Source organism: Vibrio sp. 10N.261.55.F4 (assembly GCF_041470465.1).
GTDB lineage: Bacteria > Pseudomonadota > Gammaproteobacteria > Enterobacterales > Vibrionaceae > Vibrio > Vibrio crassostreae_C.
The window spans coordinates 1-22,328 of record NZ_JBFRMM010000017.1 but is presented as its reverse complement, the minus strand read 5'-3'; the positions used below and the strand labels follow the sequence as shown (position 1 = coordinate 22,328).

Here is a 22,328-nt window from a genome sequence, read left to right as displayed (position 1 = left end):
AATTCGTCTTGGTACTGAAATTACTCAGCTGCAACGATAGCGATTTTCGCAGTAGCAAAAACTTCAGAGTGAAGTTGGATGCTTACTTCGAATTCGCCGATGTTACGTAGAGCGCCTTCAGGTAGGCGTACTTCGCTCTTAGCTACTGCAACACCTGCCGCTGTAATAGCGTCAGCGATGTCACGAGTACCGATAGAACCGAATAGTTTACCTTCGTCACCAGCTTTAGAAGCGATTGTAACGCCTTCTAGAGTGTTAACGCTCTCTGCACGAGCTTCAGCAGCAGCTAGTTGCTCAGCAACTTTAGCTTCTAGTTCAGCACGACGAGTTTCGAACATAGCAACGTTGTCTTTAGTTGCCATAACTGCTTTACCCTGTGGGATAAGGAAGTTACGAGCGTAACCAGATTTAACGTTTACTTGGTCGCCAAGGCCACCTAGGTTACCGATCTTATCAAGTAGAATAACTTGCATTATCTTAGTCCTCTTAAACTATTATTAACTATTACCGATTACTGATGCTTGTCAGTGTACGGTAGTAGAGCTAGGTAACGAGAACGCTTGATAGCGCGAGCTAGTTGACGCTGGTACTTAGCGCTTGTACCAGTGATACGGCTAGGTACGATTTTACCAGCTTCAGTGATGTAGTTTTTAAGAGTTGCTACGTCTTTGTAGTCAATCTCTTGTACGCCTTCTGCAGTGAAACGGCAGAATTTACGACGACGGAAGAAACGAGCCATGGGCTATCTCCTGATCTTAAATTTAGTAAAGCGGTCTTTCACAATTATCGAAATAACTATCAATGACCTAAAACAAGTTGAGAATTTTTTAAGGCGTTAAGCCAAAAAAGAATTACTCAGCAGCTGCTTCTGGTTTAGCTTCTGTACGCTCTTCGCGACGAGGAGCACGCTCTGCACGCTCTTCTTTTTGCTTAAGCATAATAGATTGCTCAGTCACAGCGCCTTTAGTGCGCATGATCATGTTACGTAGAACTGCATCGTTGAAACGGAAAGCAGTTTCTAGCTCGTCAATCACTTCTTGACCAGCTTCAACGTTCATAAGAACGTAGTGAGCTTTGTGAAGCTTGTTGATTGGGTAAGCCATTTGACGACGACCCCAGTCTTCTAGACGGTGGATAGTACCGCCAGCTTCAGTGATAGAACCAGTGTAACGCTCGATCATGCCAGCAACTTGCTCGCTTTGATCAGGGTGAACCATGAATACGATTTCGTAATGACGCATTTGGTTGCTCCTTACGGATTATTAGCTTCCACGAGTGGCCCGGTCGTCCAGAGGAAGCAAGGAACTAAAGATAAATGACCGAGTTTTAAGGACGGCAAATGTTATAGAAAGAACCCGGTATTGGCAAGCGCTATTTGGTGAATAATGAAACAGTTTTTCTGTCGCCATCTAGCCATCCGACAAACCGATGGATTTTGCTATAACAGCCTAAAAAGAAACGCCCACCAGCAAGTGGTGAGCGCTAATAAATTCATAGACTTAAAGCAGCGTTAACGCATTACTGAGCTAAACGCTGTCTTACCGCTTCGAACAGGCAAATACCCGACGCCACAGAAACATTTAAGCTCGATACGCTACCTGCCATTGGAATCTTAATCAGATCATCGCAAGTTTCACGAGTTAAACGACGCATACCGTCACCTTCTGCACCCATAACTACCGCAAGAGGACCCGTTAGCTTCGCTTGATAGATATCATGCGTTGCTTCACCTGCCGTACCCACAAACCATACGCCCTGCTCTTGCAGTGCACGCATTGTGCGAGCTAGGTTGGTTACGCGCACGAGAGGAACCGTTTCAGCTGCGCCACATGCAACCTTGCTTACCGTTGCTGTTAACGGCGAAGAGCGATCTTTAGGTACGATAACAGCAGCGACACCTGCGGCATCCGCGTTACGTAGACAAGCGCCTAGGTTATGAGGGTCTGTTACGCCGTCTAGAACTAACAGCAAAGGCTGTTCGTGCTGCGCTAGGATATCGTCTAGGTGAGTTTCATTAAGCTGCTTAGCAGGCTTCACCTTAGCAATAAGACCTTGGTGATTCGCACCTTGTGCTTTTTCATCCAACGGCTTACGACCCATCTGTTGAATCGACACACCAAACTGTTGCAGTTGGTTCAGTAATGGAAGAAGACGCTCGTCTTGGCGACCTTTCAATACATACGCTTCGATAAAACGTGCAGGATCTTTTTCTAGTACGGCTTTCACCGCGTGAATACCGTAAATAAATTCGTTACTCATTGTCTCAACTTACTCTTATTGCTCAGAGATGAATGACATCAATGCCGATGCATCCCTCTCTGTGTTGTTCATTTCGAGAGTATGCGTCTTGTGCCTGATACTCTCGCATTAAAGTCATTTCACACTAAATCAGTAGGCGCTAAACCTGATTAGCAGAGCGCCTTATTAGCCTTAAGATTTATCAGTCTTAAGAGTTATCAGCCTTTGGCTTACGGCTTGCTGCACGCTTTTTCTTAGCGCGAGCTTTAGCAGCACCGGTTTTATTCGCTGGCTTTTTCTTCTTAGCAGGGCCTTCGCTGCTTCCGTCAGGTCGCTTAGTTGGCTCAACCATAGGCTTCGCTGATACACCTGGCTTATTACTCTTCACTGCTGAGCGCTTCTTGCTTTTCGCCTTTTTTATCGCTTCTGCTGCACGCTTCTTGGCTGTTTTGCCTTTGCCACGCGGCTGACGATCAGTGTCTTCTAAGTCAAAGTCGATTTGGCGAGTTTCTAAATTAACCGCAGAAACCTTCACTTTAACCGAATCACCCAAGCGGTAGATATTACCTGAGCTTTCACCCACTAGACGCTGACCAACAGCATCAAATTGGTAGTAATCATTCGCTAGCGCTGAGATGTGTACCAAGCCATCAATGTGCAGTTCAGTTAGACGAACAAAGAAGCCAAAACCAGTCACGTTGGCAATCACACCATCCATCACCTCACCGACATGGTCTTGCATGTATTCACACTTCAACCAGTCGTTTACTTCACGCGTTGCGTCATCAGCACGACGTTCAGTCATTGAACACTGCTCGCCGTAGAAGTCCATATCATCGAAAGTGTAGTGGTAACCACCAGTTGGCGTCCAACGTTCGCTGTTACGACCTTCTTCTTTCGCAATAAGGTACTTAATCGCACGGTGCAATAGCAAATCTGGGTAACGACGAATTGGCGAGGTAAAGTGAGCATAGCGTTTAAGAGCTAAACCAAAGTGACCCGCGTTATCCGCGTTGTATACCGCTTGCTTCATTGAGCGTAGCAGCATAGTTTGGATTAATTCACGATCTTCACGTTCATTAATCTGTTGCATCAGTTGTGCATAGTCTACTGGTGATGGCGACAGACCACCTTCCAGTGTTAAACCTAATTCACTTAAAAAGCTCTTGAAGCCCATTAAGCGCTCTTCGCCCGGAGTTTCGTGAACACGGTACAGCGCAGGCTCTTTCGCTTTTTCTACGTAAGATGCCGATGCGATATTCGCAAGAATCATACATTCTTCGATGATCTTGTGTGCATCGTTACGAATTACTGGCTCAATACGGTCAATCTTACGATCCGCATTGAAGATAAACTTAGTTTCTACCGTTTCAAATTCAATCGCACCACGTTCGTCACGCGTTTTCTTAAGCACCTTATACATCTTATGAAGCTCTTCAAGATGTGGTACTTCAGGTTCGTAACGCTCACGTAATTCTTCATTGCCATCTAAGATCGCGCCTACTTTGTTATAAGTAAGACGAGCATGAGAATTCATTACCGCTTCGTAGTGCTTGTAGCCTGACAGTTTACCTTTGTCTGAGATAGTCATCTCACACACCATACATAAACGGTCTACCTGAGGGTTCAATGAACACAAACCATTTGAAAGCACTTCTGGCAGCATTGGCACGACTTGTGACGGGAAGTATACCGAGTTACCACGGTTAATCGCTTCTTTGTCTAGCGCTGTATCTGGGCGAACGTAGTAACTTACGTCAGCAATCGCTACCCATAGACGCCAGCCGCCGCCTTTCTTCGCTTCACAGTAAACCGCATCATCGAAGTCACGCGCATCTTCACCATCAATGGTAACCAATGGCAGTTTACGCAGGTCTACACGTCCTTCTTTTGCTTCTTCAGGAACATGTTCACCTAGGTTTTCGATTTGCTTATCTACCGCTTCAGGCCACTCTTGTGGGATCTGGTGAGTACGGATCGCAATCTGCGTTTCCATACCCGGCGCCATGTTTTCACCAAGAACTTCGGTTACTTTCCCCATCATGTTACGAGAACGACCACCGCGATCCGTAATTTCAATCACAACCACATTACCCATTCGAGCACCGCCTTTATGCTCAGTAGGGATCTGGATGTCGTGACTAATACGCGAATCATCAGCAACAACGTAAGAATGGCCGTACTCTAGGAAGAAGCGACCAACAAGTGGCGTTTTACGCTCTTCAAGCACACGAACCAAGCGACCTTCACGACGGCCACGCTTACTGTTGTCAGTAGGCTGAACCAATACGTAATCACCGTGCATGATGGTTTTCATCTGATGATGCGGCAGCACGATATCATTGTCTTTACCCACACTGCCGTCTGGGCGAACCCAACCATGACCGTCTTTATGACCAATCACATAGCCTTTGATCAGTTCCATCTTCTCAGGCAATGCGTAGCACTGACGACGAGTAAAGATAAGCTGTCCATCACGCTCCATTGCACGTAAACGACGACGCAGCCCTTCATATTGTTCCTCTCCAGCAAGACCCAAAGCTTCGAATAGATCGTTGCGGTTCATCGGAATATTCGCGTCTGTTAAAAACGAAATAATGAACTCTCGGCTTGGTACTGGGTTATCGTAATTTTTCGACTCTCGGTCGGCAAAAGGATCAACAGTGGTTGTCGCTGTCGTGTTTTCTGACGTTGGTGTGTTTTTTGACATAGGCGGGCCTGCTTAAGCAAGGAAGGTATATACCCCTAGTATATCTGATGCTAGGGGTAAGCTACAGATATGCTTTAGAAAACACTCAAATAACCTCAGATTGATACATATCTTCACTTTGTGAAACATCGCTTCATAGACGTGGATTATCATCAAAATTTCAAGCAAACGATAAAACAAACGTTTGCGCCATGAATGAAATACACTATTATCCACGCACTTTACCAACTCCTGTTCTGGGTATGATATGAAACTAAAACGCACTTTATTGGCTTCAGCTATGGCGAGCCTAGCGCTGTTCCCATTCGCAAGTTCGGCAATGGAAAAGGCTGACCTGATGATTACCGATGCGATGGTTCTAACCATGAACCAAGACAAAACGGTTTATGAAAGCGGTACTGTTGTCGTCAAAGACAACAAAATCATTGCGGTTGGTGATGCTTCACTAGAGAAGCAGTACCAAGCTAAGCAAGTGTTAGACGTTGATGGCGATATCGTTATGCCAGGTCTCATCAATACCCATACTCATGTATCAATGACAGTTTTTCGTTCGTTGGCCGATGATGTGCCAGATCGCCTACACCGCTACATCTTCCCGCTAGAGAAGAAGCTAGTATCGCGAGACATGGTACGCATTGGTGCCAACCTAGGTAACGTTGAAATGGTGAAAGGCGGTGTGACCACTTACGCCGACATGTACTACTTCGAAGATGAAGTCGCAAAAACCGTCGATAAGATCGGTATGCGTGCCATCCTAGGTGAAACGGTGATTAAGTTCCCAGTCGCCGATGCGGCCAACGCCGAAGAAGGCATTAAGTACGCGTTGAACTTCATTGAAGAATACAAAGATCACCCACGCATCACACCAGCGTTTGCCCCGCATGCGCCTTACACCAACACCACAGAGATCCTTCAGAAAATATCTAAACTCTCCCTAGAGTTAGATGTTCCAGTAATGATTCACCTTGCAGAATCACACCGTGAAGAAGAGAAAATCGCAGAGCGTTCTGATGGATTGTCCCCGGTTCAATACATGGACAGCATTGGCGCACTCAACAAGAACTTGGTGGGTGCACACATGATCCTTGTTGACGATCATGATATCGAACTGGTGAAGAAATCGGATATGGGTGTAGCTCATAACATGAGTGCTAACATCAAGTCAGCAAAAGGTGTATCACCTGCCCTTAAGATGTATGACGAGAACGTGCGTATCGGTTTAGGTACTGACGGCCCAATGTCTGGTAACACACTGAGCACCATTGATGAGTTCAACCAAGTCGCTAAGGTTCACAAGTTAGTTAACAAAGATCGTGCTGCGATGCCGCCGATCAAAGTGATCGACATGGCGACCATGGGCGCAGCAAAAGCGCTGCACATGGAAGATAAGATCGGCTCTCTTGAAGCAGGTAAACTGGCTGACATCATAGTGATCGATACTAAGGCGCCAAATATGGTTCCGGTCTACAACCCATACTCAGCACTGGTGTACTCAGCTAACTCAGGCAATGTTCGTCATTCCATCGTTGATGGCAAGATCATCATGCAAGATCGCGACATGCTAACGGTAGACGAAGATAAGATTCGTCAAGAAGCACTCGATTTCACCAAGGTTGTTCGTGAAACGGTGATTGAGTCTGGTGAGGTGGTTCAATAACGCTACCGAATTAGATAAATGGTTTTCCGTTCAGATCAAAAAAGGCCTCGCTGATGAATCTCAGCGAGGCCTTTTTAATACGAGTTTTTTAGATGATTAACGAGTGCAGTCATTAATCATCATTGCTCATTCAATAATCTGTCTTACCAGAACACGTCTCGACGCTTTGCTCGAGCAATAATATTGTCTGGCATTCTCTGTTCCAGGCCGCTACGAAGCACAGTGATACGTCTGTGTTGTCTTTGGTCTGCGGTTACCGAATTATACAACCAACGGTAAGCATCTTCATAATCCAATGGGCTACCGTAGTCACGTAACAAGAGTTCCGCTAAGTGAATGCTCGCACTTAAGTTACCCATCGAGGCTGCTTCACGTAGATACGGAATCGCACGCTCTTGATCTTGTTGTACCAAAGTACCACGAGAGTAATAACGACCTAACTGCTCTAATGCAGCGGGTAAACCTTGATGTGCCGCGTTCTCCATATAGTAAAGGCCAAGCTCGACATCTTGTGGAACACACACACCCCAAGCCAACATATCACCGTATAAAAACTCATAAGAAGGCAAGCTAATACGCGTTGCACGAGCAACGATATCTTCAACTAACTGGCACTTATCAGCTTTCACTCGCTCTAGATGTTGATTATTTTCGATTAAATTAATCAGTTCAGCTTCTGTATATATTGGAACGGGCTCTCCCACATCAGCCAAATTAGCATGACTCAAGGGTGAGCTCAGCGCCATTATTAATGAAGCTGCCACAATTCGTAGCTTCATACCTGCACTCTATTATCTGTCGCTAAAGTTATCTATTGAGGAATGCAGAGGATTTCTACACGCACAAAACAGGGTGAACTTCACTTTCCATGATATCTGTATCGGCAATAACCCCGACGGCTTTAGACAAAACTTGCCGCTAATGGGCAATATTTTGCCTGATGACGCTTAAAAGATCACAATCAAAGAGTGAACGGCTAAATTGCAGGTATTAAAAAGCCGACTTAATAAAGTCGGCTTTTAGAAAACTATTTTATTATCAAAGCACTGTTCGTGCCTGGTAATCACTCAGCAGGCATTATGCGCCGTATGGGTGAACCTTGATGATAGTTTCGTTACGATCTGGGCCAGTTGATACGATATCAATTGGAACGCCAGTTAGGTCTTCGATACGCTTGATGTAATCTAGAGCAGCTTGTGGAAGCGCGTCGATAGATTTAGCGCCAAATGTGTTTTCAGACCAACCAGGCATTGTTTCGTAGATTGGCGTCGCTTCTTCGAATGACTCAGCAGCCATTGGAGAAACTTCTAGGATAGAACCATCTTTCATCTTGTAACCAGTACAGATTTTTAGTTCTTCTAGGCCATCTAGAACGTCTAGTTTAGTTAGACACATACCAGATAGAGAGTTGATTTGGATTGCACGACGCATAGCAACAGCATCGAACCAACCAGTACGACGTAGACGACCAGTTGTTGCGCCAAACTCGTGACCAACATCGCCGAGGTGTTTACCAACTGGGTCTTGCTTCTCAAGGCCATCGTATAGCTCAGTAGGGAATGGACCTGAACCAACACGAGTACAGTAAGCCTTAGTAATACCAAGGATGTAACCGATGTGACGAGGACCGAAACCAGAACCTGCAGCAACACCACCAGCAGTCGTGTTAGAAGACGTTACGTATGGGTAAGTACCGTGGTCGATATCTAGTAGCGTACCTTGAGCACCTTCGAACATGATCTTGTCGCCGCGCTTACGTGCTGCGTCTAGTTCGTCAGTTACGTCGATAACCATCGCAGTTAACATGTCTGCGTAGCTCATCGCTTGCTCAAGAACTTCTTCGTAGCTTACTGTTTCAGCTTTGTAGAAGTGCTCTAGTTGGAAGTTGTGGAATTCCATCACTTCTTTTAGCTTCTCAGCAAATGCTTCTTTATCGAAAAGGTCGCCAACGCGTAGACCGCGACGAGCAACTTTATCTTCGTAAGCAGGACCGATACCACGACCCGTTGTACCGATAGCTTTAGCGCCACGAGCGATTTCACGCGCGTTGTCGATTGCAATGTGGTACGGAAGAATTAGAGGACAAGCTTCAGAGATGAAAAGACGTTCACGTACTGGAATACCGCGATCTTCAAGAGGCTTCATTTCTTTTAGAAGTGCGTCAGGCGATAATACTACACCGTTACCAATAACACATTTAACGTTATTACGTAGGATGCCTGATGGAATTAAGTGAAGAACGGTTTTTTCACCGTCAATTACAAGTGTGTGACCTGCATTGTGACCGCCTTGGTAGCGAACCACGTATTTTGCATCTTCAGTTAAAAGGTCAACGATTTTACCTTTACCTTCATCACCCCATTGGGTGCCTAGAACGACTACGTTATTTCCCATCTTTCCAATTTCTGTTGCTAATTAAAAATGGATTCTAGCACTGAATCACACTTCTTGCAGTCACTTTTTGTTCATAAACGTTAACGCTGTACAAAAATAAACCAGCCATAACTGGGGGCAGATGTGTAAAGATACTGATATCATTGCTTTTTTACAGACAAAAGGCAGAACCATGTCTCAATCAATTTGGCTCGCTATTGGGCTCGTACTTATTGTGGAAGGGCTCGGCCCCTTGATTGCACCCAATGGCTGGAGAAACATGGTCGCGCAACTGAGCGAGCAACCAGACACGCAACTGCGCCGCATTGGAGGCTGTCTTGTGGTGGCTGGAGCGGTTATCGCTTTCATGACCTACCGCTAGGTTTCTATAAGTACTAATCTGTTTATAAGTACCACTCTGTTAAGCGCCTTCCCTCGCGCCCCAATAGTGAATCCACAAGCATGTCTCCTCCTGAAAGAAGTCATAGAAAACAAAAAGGCTCCCACAATGGGAGCCTTTTAAGTTTTAACGTATTTTGCTTATTAAGCTAAGCATTCGCTAACGCATCAGCTTATTTTGCTGGAGCGCCGCTTGCTTGATTCATGTATTGGAAGAAGTCAGTCTTCGGATCCAGTACTAGAATGTCGCTCTTATCGCTAAATGATGTCTCATAAGCTTGCAATGAACGCATGAAGCCGTAGAACTCAGGATCTTTGCTGAACGCATCAGAGTAGATCTTCGCTGCTTCTGCATCCGCATCACCACGAGTGATTCGAGCTGTACGGTCAGCTTCAGCAAGAACTGTTGCCACTTCTAGCTCAGCTTGAGCACGGATAACTTCCGCTTTCTCACGACCTTGAGAACGGTGTCTACGAGCAACCGATTCACGTTCTGCACGCATACGGCGGTAGATAGATTCACTGATTTCGTCAGGAAGGTTAATCTTCTTCATACGAAAATCAACAACTTCAACACCTAAATCAGCCATCGCACTTTCTGCCGTTCCAGACAAAACGTTTTCCATGATCTTATCGCGTTCGCCATCAACTTCTAGTGCTTCTGCAGCCGCTACCGTTGTGACGACTTCGCTATCAGCAGAGTCTGGCAGGATGTCCTTGTTGCGAGGGCCTGACACGATCTGCTTAATTTCACGAGAACCAATTTCAGAACGAAGAACATCTGTCACTTTACGCTCAAGAAGTGCTTCTGCCGTCATGATATTACCGCCACCGGTACTCAGATAGAAACGTCCAAAATCAGCAATACGCCATTTTGCGTAAGTATCAATTAGAACGTCTTTTTTCTCTGATGTTACGAAACGGTCAGAACGGCCATCCATCGTTTGAATACGAGCATCAAGTACTTTTACGCGATCAAACATCGGTAGTTTAAAGTGCAGACCTGGTTCATAGATTCGTGATACGCCGTTGTCATCGAGAACTCGACCAAAACGAATTACCATGCCACGCTCACCTTCTTGAATCACAAACACTGACATCAATAGAAGGGCAATCGTCACAACTAATACAGGGATCATTAATTTACGCATTATTAGTATCTCCCTTGGCGTGAACTGTCTGAACGAGTTTGAGTGCTAGGCTTTGGATCCGCTTGAGTTTCTAACTCAATTTGATCGTAAGTTGATGATGCTTTTGCAGGGCGAGAGCCCGACTGAGAACCACCTTGTGCGCCTAGCTTATCAATTGGTAGGTATAGCAAGTTACCGCTTGATTCAGAATCAATCAGGACTTTCGATGTGCTTGAGTACACTTTTTCCATTGTATCTAGGTACATACGGTTACGTGTTACTTCAGGAGCAGCTTGGTATTCAGGTAGCAGTTTCTCGAATTGAGCAACTTGACCTAGAGCACCATTAACTGTGCGCTCTGAGTAACCCACCGCTTCTTTCTTCAAACGCTCAGCACGACCTGTTGCTTTTGGAAGAATGTCATTTCGGTAAGCTTCAGCTTCACGTTCAAAACGCTCTTCATCCTCACGAGCCGCGATAGCATCATCAAATGCATCTTTCACTTGCTCAGGTGGACGTGCTGACTGGAAGTTCACGTCAACAATCAGAATACCCATGTCGTAGCTATCAATAATACGGTTCAACGTTTCTTGAGTGCTTTGACGAATCTGCTGACGACCACTTGTCAGGATACTATCCATTAGTGAGTCACCAATTACCGCACGAAGCGCAGAATCGGTTGCTTGGCGTAAACTGTCGTCTGCATTCGTTACACGATACAAGTACTTGTATGGGTCAGAAACACGGTATTGAACACCCATTTCAACGGTCACAACGTTTTCATCTTTCGTTAGCATCGTGCCAGCAGCACGTAGAGAACGAATCGCTTGAACGTTTACTAGTTGCTCATCACTGATTTCATCGATGAAGCGTGGGTGCCAGTTAAGACCAGGTTCTTCGATACGGTCGAACTGACCCAGTCGAAGTACTACTGCTCTTTCTGCTTCGCCAACAGTGTAGAAACCAGCGAAGAACCAGATAGCAATAGCAATAACGGCAATGACACCAAAGCCAATTGCACCGCCACCACCAATAGATGGTCCGTTGCCGTTGCCACCTTTTTTACCAAACTTGCCACCTAACTTTTGACTTAGTTTACTAAACACTTCGTCTAGATCTGGCGGTCCTTGATCTCGGCCGCCGCGATTATTTTTATTACCCCAAGGGTCATTATCGCGGCCGTTATTATCGCCGTTGTTGTTATTTCCAGGCTCATTCCACGCCATTAGAAAGCTCCATCATTTGATATGACGTTATACTGTAGCAGTCTCTTTGGTAACGATAAAGTCACCTAAGAGCGCCCCTTCTCTTTTTTCAAGTTTAGACCAATCTATTTGTTGCATTCGGATATCTATCAACAAGTTACCATTTTCATCATACTCTTCCTGTTGAATACATTTCATCTCGAAGAATAAGCTGCGAATGCGACCCTGATGTTGATGTGGAATACACAACCGGAATTGAACCATCTGGCTAGCTAAACGCTCAGTTAAAGCTTCAAACAGTAGCTCAATACCTTCTCCTTCCATTGCAGAAACCCAAACAGCGCGAGGTGCGCCCTCTTCATCTCTTTCAATTCGAGGTTTTTGGTCTTCCATGCAGTCAATTTTGTTCATGACTACAAGGGTTGGCACTTCATGAGCATCGATTTCTTCTAATACTTCATGAACAGCCTGAATGTTCTCACGAAAACGGTCATCACTGGCATCAACAACATGTAACAAAATGTCAGCTTCCTGCGTCTCTTGTAATGTTGCCTTGAACGCAGCGACCAAGTCGTGTGGTAGATGACGGATAAAACCTACGGTATCTGCGAGAATTGCAGGCCCGACATCTGCCAAATCAATCTTACGTAGTGTTGGGTCTAGGGTTGCAAACAGTTGGTCTGCCGCATAAACACCAGCACTTGTGATGCGATTGAAAAGTGTTGATTTCCCTGCGTTGGTATAACCAACCAAAGAAATTGTTGGGATTTCAGCTCGATTACGAGCACGTCGTCCTTGTTCACGCTGTTTAGCAACTTTCGCTAAACGACGTAGTATTGCCTTTATACGGTCACGCAACAAACGTCGATCGGTTTCCAGTTGAGTTTCACCTGGACCACGAAGACCAATACCACCTTTCTGCCTTTCAAGGTGAGTCCAACCACGAATCAATCGGGTAGAGATATGACGAAGCTGAGCGAGCTCAACTTGTAGCTTACCTTCATGAGTTCGCGCACGTTGTGCAAAAATATCTAAGATCAAACCCGTGCGATCAATCACACGACATTTACACAATTGCTCGAGGTTGCGCTCTTGGGCAGGAGAGAGGGAGTGGTTAAAAATCACAATTTCAGCACCGGTCAGCTGAACAGCTTGTGCGATTTCTAGGGCTTTACCTTCTCCAACGTAGTATTTAGGGAGTGGGGATTGTCGGCTACCAGTAATCACTTGTAGCGTTTCTACCCCCGCTGAGGAGACCAGCATTTCACATTCGCTTAGATCTTCCCATTCTCCCTCTTGCGTGAAGTTGATATGAACAAGTACGGCTCGCTCGCCGGATTCATAACGGTCAAACAAGCAACCAACTCCTTATTACAGCGCAAGCTGTACAAATTGAACGATTAATCTTCAGTCTTCTCTGGACGATCAGATGGCGTGCGTTGCTCGCCGCTGTGGTGACTAACTGCGCGAGCAGGTACCACAGTAGAAATCGCATGCTTGTAAACCATTTGGTTTACTGTGTTCTTCAATAAGATCACGAATTGATCGAAAGACTCGATCTGACCTTGCAGCTTAATGCCGTTAACAAGATAGATAGAGACTGGAATGCGCTCACGACGGAGTGCATTTAGGAATGGGTCTTGTAGCGATTGCCCCTTAGCCATTTTATTTTCCTTATTTGTATTTTGTTGTAATTATTTAGCTAGTGGTGCACAAAAAGGTGCGGCCTTTGCATCTGAGCTAAATGAATAAAAAAACTCCGTTGTTATTGAAAGACTGTGATTTTTAAAAGCCTCAATAACGGATCCTTTCCAGAGTATATTCACGCAAAAGCGATCACATTATACACAGCAATACTAATCAGATGCTATTGCATCTGAAAGAGTTTCTAACGCTTGATCAATGTTTTCGCTATCTAACCAAGTTAAATCATCCCAACTGCGCAACCAGGTGATTTGTCGCTTGGCCAACTGACGGGTTGCACAGACACCACGGAAAACCGCTTCGTCTAAATCACAATTACCGTCTAAATAATCCCACATCTGCCTATAACCAACGCATCGGATCGATGGCAGTTCAGGGTGAAGATCTTCTCTGGCGTACAACGCCTTCATTTCATCTTCAAACCCAGCTTCTATCATCTTCTCGAAACGCAGCTCAATGCGGCGATGGAGTTCAGTCCTTTCCTTGGGAGCTATTGCAAATTGTTTTACACGAAATGGCAGGCTATCGCCTTTCGTTTGAGTTAGCTCTGTTAATGTTTTACCCGAAATTCGGTAAACTTCCAATGCCCTTGAAAGCCTTTGTGGATCATTTGGGTGTATTCTTTCAGCGGATACGGGATCTATCTCTCTTAATTGATCGTGCAATGCCTGCCAACCTTGTTCGATAGATTCCGCTTCAATCTGCTTACGAATCTCTTGATCCGCGGCTGGTAATGGCGATAAACCTTCCAACAATGCTTTGTAGTACAGCATTGTGCCACCAACAAGTAACGGGATTTTGCCTTCCGCTACAATCTTATTCATTTCATTGATCGCATCACGACGAAAATCTGCCGCAGAATACGCTTCGCTTGGATCCAAAATATCAATCAAGCGATGAGGCGCGAGCTCAAGCTCTTCCGCATCCGGTTTAGCGGTACCAATATCCATGTCTTTGTAGATCAATGCCGAATCGACGCTGATGATCTCTACAGGGTATTTCTGACGTAAGCGGATAGCTAAATCTGTTTTTCCTGACGCCGTTGGGCCCATTAAAAACAACGCTAAAGGTAATTTTTCAGTCATGATATTTTGTATTTGCTTCTCTGTTTTAGCGCTTTTTAGCAAAGGGCTTTGTGTCGCGACGTATTCAGCTAAAAAGACAAAGGTCGTCGCGAAAAAATTAAACCGTAAACGCGGCTATAGTCGCTGAAAAGTCGATAGGATTAACAAACTCTGGATCATCTAATGGAAGTAGACCATGCCAAAGTTGTTCTAGTTCCCCAACTAGTTGAACCGCTTCAGATAAAGTGTAGTCGCTTTTTACTTGTGCGGTTTGAATCCCGATCCAGTTAACCAAAGCTGACAACATGTCATTAGGTTGCTTCACTGCACCCTGGGCATTTATTGAAGCCGCGTAAGATAACAGATCTGGGATCAAAATTTGTAAGTTTTGCTGCCTTAAAGGAGAAGGCACGCCCATCACCATTACCGCCTCGCTGTTTCGCGCCTTAAGCTCAATCCCCAGTAATGCCAATGTTGGACTCAGCGCCTTAGCAACTTCGACAAGTTCACTACCCAGCTTAATCGATAAAGGCACCAATAGTGGTTGGCTTTTTAACGCACCACCTCGAGTATCAAGCTGACCAACAACACGCAATAACTCAGCCTTAGCTAAGGAAACCAAAACACAGCCATTCTTGTTGCCCATCACGAGATATTGACGTTCAACAACCGAGACCGCTTTGCCTAAGTCCGTCACAGGTACTCTTGGCTTTGAATGAACAGGATTCTGTTGAGCAGGCTTAGCTTCTTTATTTTCTTTATTTTCTTTATTTTCTAAGTTGTCTCTGGTTTCTACTGGTGCCACATGCTCTTGAGAAAGTGAAGGCTGTACAACTTGCTCATCAAAATCTGGCGTTTTCAGAAGCTCTTTATAGGCTTTCACTTCTCGCTTAGATGGCGCGGGTTCACCATGATGTTGGTGTGGCTCTTTCTCTTTTCTCGGAACAGGTCGAGACTCTATCCACTCTTGGCGAGAGGAACCGGTAAAACTGCTGTCACTAGTAGCCGAGCTTCGGCCAGCTAATGAACTTGGACTGGTTGATGAGCTTGGGCTAATTGATGAAACATAATGTCGCCCACCATCATTAACGCTGTGTTGAGGCTTATCAAAAGCGTGCTCTGATTCTGCTTTTCTCGGGTAGGCAGGCGTTTGCTCAATAGCGTGTCGCACCCTATCCGAAACTTGGGTTTGATCCGAACTGCTAGGCATTACGCTTTCTGGCTCAGCGAAACTTGCAACACCATCAACTGCAGAGCTCGTACTATCTTGCTGATGATGAATCACTTCTGACTGATGAAAAGCCGACTGATTGATTGGTGCAGCATCGATCTGCTTGCTCTGTGCTAAACCATCACTCAATGCTTGGTAAATAAAGTCATGCACAAGGCGCGCTTGATGAAAACGCACTTCATGTTTTGCAGGGTGGACATTCACGTCCACCTGATGTGGGTCGAGTTCAATGAACAACACATACGTCGCGAATTGGTCTGGACGCAGGCTGGTTTCGTAGCTTTGACGAATCGCATGGTTGATCAGCTTGTCACGCATCATACGACCATTCACATAGCAGTATTGCAGGTCGCTTTGCTGTCTGGCCCCTTCAGGTGTGGTGATCCAGCCATGAAGTTTTAAGCCTTGGTGCTCAAGTTCGATCTTAAGCATATGGCGAACAAAAGGATTGCCACATACCGCAGCGATGCGCTTTTCTGCTTGAACTTCTGTCTTGGCAGCGCGGTACTGACGAATCATCTTGCCGTTATGACGAAGGTTGATCGTCACATCAAAGCGACTTAATGCAATACGCTTGAGCAACTCATCAATATGGGTGAATTCAGTCTTCTCGGTGCGTAAGAATTTGCGGCGCGCTGGTGTATTGAAGAACAGATCCAACACCTCAACCGAAGTACCAATTGGGTGTGCTGCTGGCTGCAGTTTTACCTGCATATCACGACCTTCACTGTGTGCTGCCCAAGCTTGATCTTGAGTGGCAGGGCGTGAAGTCATGGTCAAGCGCGCAACCGAGCTAATACTCGCCAGCGCTTCACCACGGAAACCGAGGCTGACGATCGCCTCTAGGTCATCAAGAGTGTGGATTTTGGAGGTAGCATGACGACTCAGTGCCAAGGCAAGCTCATCTTTTACGATGCCTTTACCATTGTCACGAACGCGGATCATCTTGGCGCCACCTTTCTCGATATCAATATCGATACGTGTCGCACCAGAATCCAAACTGTTCTCAACCAACTCTTTTACAACAGAAGCGGGTCTTTCTACCACCTCACCCGCTGCTATTTGGTTAGCTAACCGAGCTGGCAGTATTTTGATCGTCATATTTATAGCTACCTTACTGCCATTGATGGAAACGCTGCTACGTTTGCACTAGTTCTTATTTTTTATCATTGATATACCTGAAGCTGTTTAGCATTCCCAAGACTACTTGTGAGGAATAATCAACACTTGGCCGATAGCTAGACTGTCAGATCTTAGCTTATTCGCTTGGCGAATGCTGTTGACGCTCACGCCGTATTTCGAAGCTATCTTGCCAAGGTAATCACCTCTTGCAACTTTGTGTTTGCGCAGAGGAACATCTTTAACTTCAACCGTAATACGTAACTTTTGGCCTACTCTCACCGTCTCTGATTTCAAACGGTTCTCACGTTTAATATCAGCCACCGACACTTTATAGCGGCTGGCGATCTTACCTAGGTACTCTCCAGACTTAACCGTGTGAGTGATGGTCTTAGTTTGAACCGCACTGCTTGATGATGAAGTTGAAGCACTGCCTGGAATCTTAAGTACTTGACCAATTGCTAGGCTGCTCGATTTCAGATTGTTGAACTTCATCAACGTCTGTGTCGACGTACCATACTTGCTCGCAATCACAGACAAAGACTCACCACGAGAGACTTTATGTTGGCTCACGCTGCCCGTTGATGACGTTGCGTTAGACAAGATAATCCCTTCAGGCGGGTTAGCCTTCAAATACTTAACCACCGCTTTAGTCACTGCTCGTGCCAATTTATCTTGGTGCGAACGTTGGAAAAGAAGCTTCTCTTCCGTCGGATTCGAAATAAAACCTGTCTCTACCAGTACTGATGGGATCTGTGGTGAACGTAATACTGCTAAGCTGGTGTTAATCGGCTTGCTATTGTGCAGTTTCGCAACCTTACCCATTTCAGACAGAATTGCCGTTGCCAGTTTGTAGCCCTCTTTTTGAGAGTGGCTAAACTGCAAATCAAGCAGGGTTTGGTTTACGTTCTTATCATCAATATTGCTTGTGAACGCTGCACCGCTACCACCAAGCAATTCAGACTGTTTCTCTTTATTCTCAATCCAACGAGAGATCTCTGTATTTGCACGTCGAGTGTTCAATACAAACACTGAACCACCTCTTGGTTGAGGCGTCGTAAAGGCGTCGGCGTGAATAGAGATCAACAGGTGAGCTTCATTCTCTCGAGCAATCGCAACACGTCGATTCAGGTTCACAAAGTAATCAGCATTACGAGTCATACGAGTTTTGATCCCCGGGACCGCATTCAGTTGAGCTGCTAACTTCTTAGAAATACTCAGAGTCGCGTTTTTTTCGTATTTACGCGTAGGACCAATCGAACCTGGGTCTTCACCACCGTGGCCAGGATCAATCACAATTAGAATATCTTTCTGGCGCTTAACCTGATTAATGTTCTTACTTACCGTTGGCTTACTCGGTGTCGATGTCGCTTTACTTGCCGCACCATGAGGTAAGTCGATCACCAAACGGTGTCCATACTGACCACCTGGGGTCGGGCTCAGTTTGAATAATTCTGCTTTAGACGACTTCTTTAACTCAAAAACCAAGCGATAGGTGTTTTTGTCTGGCGGTGAGCTCTTACGAATCTTAGATAGAACAGGGCTGTCTTTCACCTCGACCGGTAACTTAGTCGCAAGACTGGTATTTTTTAAATCAACCACTAAGCGACTCGGGCTACTCAGGGTGAAATAGCTAAAGTCCGCTTCTGATTTTAAGTCGATAACCACACGAGTTTCTTCTGGAGAAGGCCAAACCCTTAAACTTTTCAGTGAGTTTGCAGAAACAAGTGAAGAAAACAGTATAGAAAAAACAGCAGCCATCATGGCCACTGTTGAAATAAGGCGTTTAGAAATCAACATAACTCCAACTGACTAAGTAAGCGCTGTCCGTATTCACTATTAGCGGTTAAAGAAACAACACGGTGATCGTCTTGGTAACGAATATCAATATCCAAATCGGCTTCTGGTAGCATCCCATAACCTTTCTCAGGCCACTCAACCAAACAGATAGCATCCGGCGTAAAATAGTCACGAATTCCCATAAACTCTAACTCTTCAGGATCTGCTAGGCGATAAAGGTCAAAGTGGTACACCTGCCAATCTGCAAGTTGATAAGGTTCAACTAGAGTATACGTTGGGCTTTTTACATTTCCTTGATGGCCAAGTGCTTTTACAAAGCCACGACTGAAAGTCGTTTTACCTGCGCCAAGATCACCATGCAGATAAATAGTCGTCTGCTGTGAGCAAAGATTAGAAAGCTCCGTTCCTAATTGAATCGTTGCTTGTTCATCTTTCAAAGTAAATTGTTTCGTGCTCATGAATACGTTCTCTAAAAATCGATCGTTGACTATATAAAAATCAAAAGAACAAGAATAGTAAACCGTGATGCTTTTGGGAGACAAGCACTCAAGTGTAAGTTCTATGAAAAATACTGATCAAAACGCGTCTGTTCTGGTCAACACCACTAAGATCCGTTAAGATCCGCCCCCATTTTTGCCGAACCTAATTTTAATTAGCCTTATCTCTAATTGTAAAACAGAGAAAATAAGAAATAAGCCATGAATCTAGACCATCTTGCTGAAAAAATTAAAATCTGGGGAAAAGAGCTGGGCTTTCAAAAAGTTGGCATCTGCGATGTTGATTTAAGTGAACACGAAGCCCCTCTTCAAGCATGGCTAGATGCTGGCAACCACGGCGAAATGGATTGGATGGCTCGACATGGGATGATGCGTGCACGTCCTGATGAACTTCACCCAGGCACAATTCGAGTGATCAGCGCTCGAATGAACTACCTACCACCAGAAGCTCAGTTCGCCTCTAACCTAAGCGATACCACTCAAGGCTACATCAGCCGCTATTCTTTAGGCCGCGACTATCACAAATTGTTCCGTAACCAGTTGAAAAAGCTAGGACAAAGAATTGAAAAAGAGGTCGAGGGTTTAGACTCACGCCCTTTCGTCGATTCAGCGCCCATTTTGGAAAGACCACTCGCTCAAAAAGCAGGGTTGGGCTGGACAGGTAAACACTCATTAATTCTTGATAAAGACGCTGGCTCTTGGTTCTTTCTAGGGGAGCTGTTAGTTAACATCCCTCTTCCCACGGATGAACCCAGTGTTGATGAGTGCGGCAAATGCACCGCATGTATCACTTCTTGCCCAACGGGTGCCATTATTGCTGATGGCGTGGTTGATGCGCGCAAATGTATTTCGTACTTAACCATTGAATATGATGGTGTGATCCCTGAAGAGTATAGAGATGCCATTGGTAACCGTATCTACGGTTGCGATGATTGTCAGTTAGTTTGCCCGTGGAATCGTCATGCCGAACTCACAGAGCAAACAGACTTTCACCGCAGAGAAGATTTCCAAGAAGCCGATCTGGTTTCACTTTCAAGTTGGGAAGAAGCAACCTTCCTAAAGAAAATGGAAGGCTCAGCAATCAGACGTATCGGCCACACCCAGTGGTTACGCAATATCTTTGTTGCGATGGGCAATGCACCATTTCAACAACGCATTATTGAAACCCTGGAGTCTCATCAAGGCAAAAACGAAATGCTTGATGTGCATATTGAGTGGGCTTTGAATAAACAACTACAGCAGTTACCCAACGCTAGCAGTGTGCAAGAAGATAGCTCTACGCAGAAAAATAGCTGTGTGCAAAAAAGTAACAGCAAAATCTCCACCAAAAAGCACAGACTGATACGTATAGTAGAGAAAGGACTACCAAGAGACGCCTAGCCCTTTTGGTATCAACGATTGACAGCGACACCCACATCGATAGTCCAATATTTAAGACAACTCGTTGCACATAATTTTAGAACAATGTTTGACCTTGTTCTCAATTCTAACAATGTGGAAAAAATTCAGAACTCTCGTAAACTTCCGACACCCGAGCAAAGTTAAACACAGTACCGATAAATGATTAAGATCAAAAAACAACAAGTTAACGATCTTTTATTAAATCCAAGATAGGCATCCAACTTGATAAAAAACAACAAGTTACGATCGCTGCAATTCATCTAATATATTGAAAACAAGAAAGATCTTTTAGGGATAGGTAAAGAATTAAGCCTGAAACAACTTTATCAACCAAGTTATCCACACCTAACATTTTGTGGATAAGTCTGTTTATAGATGTGAAAAACCTCAAGTGTCTGCTTCAGAGACCTGATATTTACTAGCATTTCAGTTGCTAAGAAAAATTTAAGACAAAAAAATATCCACCATGATGGAGGATTATTTGCTTTTTTGGGGGATTATGCTTCGCAGCATTAAAGAAAGAGCGTGACCTTTGTGGTCGCCTTTAAACTCTGTGATCTAAAGAAAAACACGGTGGTTTAAAGAGTCTTAATAGCTTTTTTAGAAGAAAGCTGGAGCGATACATCGGGTTCGAACCGATGACCTCAACCTTGGCAAGGTTGCGCTCTACCAACTGAGCTAGTATCGCATTAGTTAACCGCTATCGCGTTTAACTGTAATGTGGTTGCGGGAGCCGGATTTGAACCGACGACCTTCGGGTTATGAGCCCGACGAGCTACCAAACTGCTCCATCCCGCGTCCGAATGCATTGTTTAAGACAATGAGACTAAACCATTTTCATCTTCAGCATAAAGCGTGAGAGAGAATTTGGAGCGATACATCGGGTTCGAACCGATGACCTCAACCTTGGCAAGGTTGCGCTCTACCAACTGAGCTAGTATCGCATTAGTTAATCGCTGCTCTTACTGCCTTGGGCAACAGATAGCGCCTAACTGTAATGTGGTTGCGGGAGCCGGATTTGAACCGACGACCTTCGGGTTATGAGCCCGACGAGCTACCAAACTGCTCCATCCCGCGTCCGGATGCATTGTTTAAGACAATGAGACTAAACCATTTTCATCTTCAGCATAAAGCGTGAGAGAGAATTTGGAGCGATACATCGGGTTCGAACCGATGACCTCAACCTTGGCAAGGTTGCGCTCTACCAACTGAGCTAGTATCGCATTAGTTAGTCGCTGCTCTTACTGCCTTGGGCAATAGATAGCGCTTAACTGTAATGTGGTTGCGGGAGCCGGATTTGAACCGACGACCTTCGGGTTATGAGCCCGACGAGCTACCAAACTGCTCCATCCCGCGTCCGGATGCATCAATTAAGTTGATGATTCTTCCCTCTCTCTTCGAAAAGAAAGTGGAGCGATACATCGGGTTCGAACCGATGACCTCAACCTTGGCAAGGTTGCGCTCTACCAACTGAGCTAGTATCGCATTAGTTATTCGCTGCTCATACTGCCTTGGGCAACAGATAGCGCTTAACTGTAATGTGGTTGCGGGAGCCGGATTTGAACCGACGACCTTCGGGTTATGAGCCCGACGAGCTACCAAACTGCTCCATCCCGCGTCCGAATGCATTATTTAAGTTAATGACTCTGTTCTCTAAAAAGAGAGAATTTGGAGCGATACATCGGGTTCGAACCGATGACCTCAACCTTGGCAAGGTTGCGCTCTACCAACTGAGCTAGTATCGCATTAGTTATTCGCTGCTCTTACTGCCTTGGGCAACAGATAGCGCTTAACTGTAAT

Annotated in this window: 18 protein-coding genes and 9 tRNA genes; 3 read left to right on the top strand and 24 right to left on the bottom strand. The window is 45.2% G+C overall.

The annotated features are described in order from the left end of the window. Positions 1-20 precede the first annotated feature (20 nt). The 5 genes from rplI to rnr all read right to left on the bottom strand — a co-directional run bounded on the left by rplI (position 21) and on the right by rnr (position 4,948). A complete protein-coding gene (rplI, locus tag AB4249_RS09560) occupies positions 21-473 on the bottom strand; it encodes a 50S ribosomal protein L9 (RefSeq protein ID WP_010434182.1) in 453 nt (150 codons plus the stop codon). 38 nt (positions 474-511) lie between these two features. Then, the gene (gene rpsR, locus AB4249_RS09555) at positions 512-739 is read right to left on the bottom strand and encodes a 30S ribosomal protein S18 (RefSeq protein ID WP_000090472.1); all 228 of its coding nucleotides are present in this window, start codon (positions 737-739) and stop codon (positions 512-514) included. 112 nt (positions 740-851) lie between these two features. Then, the gene (gene rpsF, locus AB4249_RS09550; protein WP_004741278.1) at positions 852-1,241 is read right to left on the bottom strand and encodes a 30S ribosomal protein S6; all 390 of its coding nucleotides are present in this window, start codon (positions 1,239-1,241) and stop codon (positions 852-854) included. A 277-nt stretch (positions 1,242-1,518) separates the two neighbouring features. Further along, positions 1,519-2,259, bottom strand: a complete 741-nt coding sequence (gene rlmB, locus AB4249_RS09545; protein ID WP_017063180.1) for a 23S rRNA (guanosine(2251)-2'-O)-methyltransferase RlmB — start codon at positions 2,257-2,259, stop codon at positions 1,519-1,521. A 187-nt stretch (positions 2,260-2,446) separates the two neighbouring features. Continuing rightward, complete coding sequence (gene rnr / locus AB4249_RS09540; protein ID WP_372101212.1) at positions 2,447-4,948, bottom strand: ribonuclease R; 2,502 nt, start codon at positions 4,946-4,948, stop codon at positions 2,447-2,449. 247 nt (positions 4,949-5,195) lie between these two features. Between rnr and AB4249_RS09535 the strand changes: the two genes are divergently transcribed. After that, positions 5,196-6,605 carry an amidohydrolase gene (locus AB4249_RS09535; protein WP_017063178.1) on the top strand — a complete coding sequence of 470 codons (1,410 nt, stop codon included), beginning with the start codon at positions 5,196-5,198 and terminating at the stop codon, positions 6,603-6,605. 143 nt (positions 6,606-6,748) lie between these two features. On the opposite strand, the gene motX is transcribed toward AB4249_RS09535, so the two are convergent. Together motX and AB4249_RS09525 are read right to left on the bottom strand one after the other, a co-directional pair. Continuing rightward, positions 6,749-7,384, bottom strand: coding sequence for a flagellar protein MotX (gene motX / locus AB4249_RS09530; protein ID WP_017063177.1), 636 nt, complete (start codon positions 7,382-7,384; stop codon positions 6,749-6,751). 298 nt (positions 7,385-7,682) lie between these two features. After that, the gene (locus tag AB4249_RS09525) at positions 7,683-8,999 is read right to left on the bottom strand and encodes an adenylosuccinate synthase (RefSeq protein ID WP_010434108.1); all 1,317 of its coding nucleotides are present in this window, start codon (positions 8,997-8,999) and stop codon (positions 7,683-7,685) included. A 172-nt stretch (positions 9,000-9,171) separates the two neighbouring features. On the opposite strand from AB4249_RS09525, the gene AB4249_RS09520 reads away from it, so the two are divergent. After that, a complete protein-coding gene (locus AB4249_RS09520) occupies positions 9,172-9,360 on the top strand; it encodes a DUF2065 domain-containing protein (RefSeq protein WP_010434105.1) in 189 nt (62 codons plus the stop codon). Between the two features lie 190 nt (positions 9,361-9,550). Here AB4249_RS09520 and hflC read toward each other — a convergent pair whose 3' ends face one another. The 8 genes from hflC to tsaE all read right to left on the bottom strand — a co-directional run bounded on the left by hflC (position 9,551) and on the right by tsaE (position 19,088). After that, the gene (gene hflC / locus AB4249_RS09515) at positions 9,551-10,528 is read right to left on the bottom strand and encodes a protease modulator HflC (protein ID WP_017059930.1); all 978 of its coding nucleotides are present in this window, start codon (positions 10,526-10,528) and stop codon (positions 9,551-9,553) included. A gap of 2 nt (positions 10,529-10,530) precedes the next feature. Further along, positions 10,531-11,733: an FtsH protease activity modulator HflK gene (hflK, locus tag AB4249_RS09510; protein ID WP_017067930.1), complete on the bottom strand. Its 1,203-nt coding sequence runs from the start codon at positions 11,731-11,733 to the stop codon at positions 10,531-10,533. Positions 11,734-11,760: 27 nt separating this feature from the next. Then, on the bottom strand, positions 11,761-13,068 hold the full coding sequence (hflX, locus tag AB4249_RS09505) for a ribosome rescue GTPase HflX (RefSeq protein WP_017059928.1): 1,308 nt from the start codon (positions 13,066-13,068) through the stop codon (positions 11,761-11,763). 44 nt (positions 13,069-13,112) lie between these two features. Beyond that, on the bottom strand, positions 13,113-13,376 hold the full coding sequence (gene hfq, locus AB4249_RS09500) for an RNA chaperone Hfq (protein WP_017059927.1): 264 nt from the start codon (positions 13,374-13,376) through the stop codon (positions 13,113-13,115). A gap of 192 nt (positions 13,377-13,568) precedes the next feature. Then, on the bottom strand, positions 13,569-14,501 hold the full coding sequence (gene miaA / locus AB4249_RS09495) for a tRNA (adenosine(37)-N6)-dimethylallyltransferase MiaA (protein ID WP_017059926.1): 933 nt from the start codon (positions 14,499-14,501) through the stop codon (positions 13,569-13,571). A gap of 97 nt (positions 14,502-14,598) precedes the next feature. Then, positions 14,599-16,812, bottom strand: coding sequence for a DNA mismatch repair endonuclease MutL (gene mutL, locus AB4249_RS09490; protein ID WP_372102899.1), 2,214 nt, complete (start codon positions 16,810-16,812; stop codon positions 14,599-14,601). A 102-nt stretch (positions 16,813-16,914) separates the two neighbouring features. Then, positions 16,915-18,630 carry an N-acetylmuramoyl-L-alanine amidase gene (locus AB4249_RS09485; protein ID WP_065584737.1) on the bottom strand — a complete coding sequence of 572 codons (1,716 nt, stop codon included), beginning with the start codon at positions 18,628-18,630 and terminating at the stop codon, positions 16,915-16,917. Beyond that, positions 18,624-19,088: a tRNA (adenosine(37)-N6)-threonylcarbamoyltransferase complex ATPase subunit type 1 TsaE gene (tsaE, locus tag AB4249_RS09480; RefSeq protein WP_017059923.1), complete on the bottom strand. Its 465-nt coding sequence runs from the start codon at positions 19,086-19,088 to the stop codon at positions 18,624-18,626. Before tsaE ends, AB4249_RS09485 begins: the two co-directional genes overlap by 7 nt. Positions 19,089-19,328: 240 nt before the next feature. Between tsaE and queG the strand changes: the two genes are divergently transcribed. After that, positions 19,329-20,507, top strand: coding sequence for a tRNA epoxyqueuosine(34) reductase QueG (gene queG / locus AB4249_RS09475; protein ID WP_372102897.1), 1,179 nt, complete (start codon positions 19,329-19,331; stop codon positions 20,505-20,507). Positions 20,508-21,140: 633 nt separating this feature from the next. On the opposite strand, the gene AB4249_RS09470 is transcribed toward queG, so the two are convergent. From AB4249_RS09470 to AB4249_RS09430, 9 genes are all read right to left on the bottom strand, one after another. After that, a tRNA-Gly gene (locus tag AB4249_RS09470) sits at positions 21,141-21,216 on the bottom strand. Positions 21,217-21,249: 33 nt separating this feature from the next. Then, positions 21,250-21,326, bottom strand: a tRNA-Met gene (locus AB4249_RS09465). 70 nt (positions 21,327-21,396) lie between these two features. Beyond that, positions 21,397-21,472: transfer RNA gene (locus AB4249_RS09460), tRNA-Gly, on the bottom strand. A 56-nt stretch (positions 21,473-21,528) separates the two neighbouring features. Next, positions 21,529-21,605 (bottom strand) — tRNA-Met (locus AB4249_RS09455). Positions 21,606-21,675: 70 nt separating this feature from the next. Further along, positions 21,676-21,751: transfer RNA gene (locus AB4249_RS09450), tRNA-Gly, on the bottom strand. A gap of 56 nt (positions 21,752-21,807) precedes the next feature. After that, a tRNA-Met gene (locus AB4249_RS09445) sits at positions 21,808-21,884 on the bottom strand. A gap of 53 nt (positions 21,885-21,937) precedes the next feature. Next, positions 21,938-22,013: transfer RNA gene (locus AB4249_RS09440), tRNA-Gly, on the bottom strand. 56 nt (positions 22,014-22,069) lie between these two features. After that, positions 22,070-22,146: transfer RNA gene (locus AB4249_RS09435), tRNA-Met, on the bottom strand. Positions 22,147-22,197: 51 nt separating this feature from the next. Beyond that, positions 22,198-22,273: transfer RNA gene (locus AB4249_RS09430), tRNA-Gly, on the bottom strand. Between the last annotated feature and the right edge of the window lie 55 nt (positions 22,274-22,328).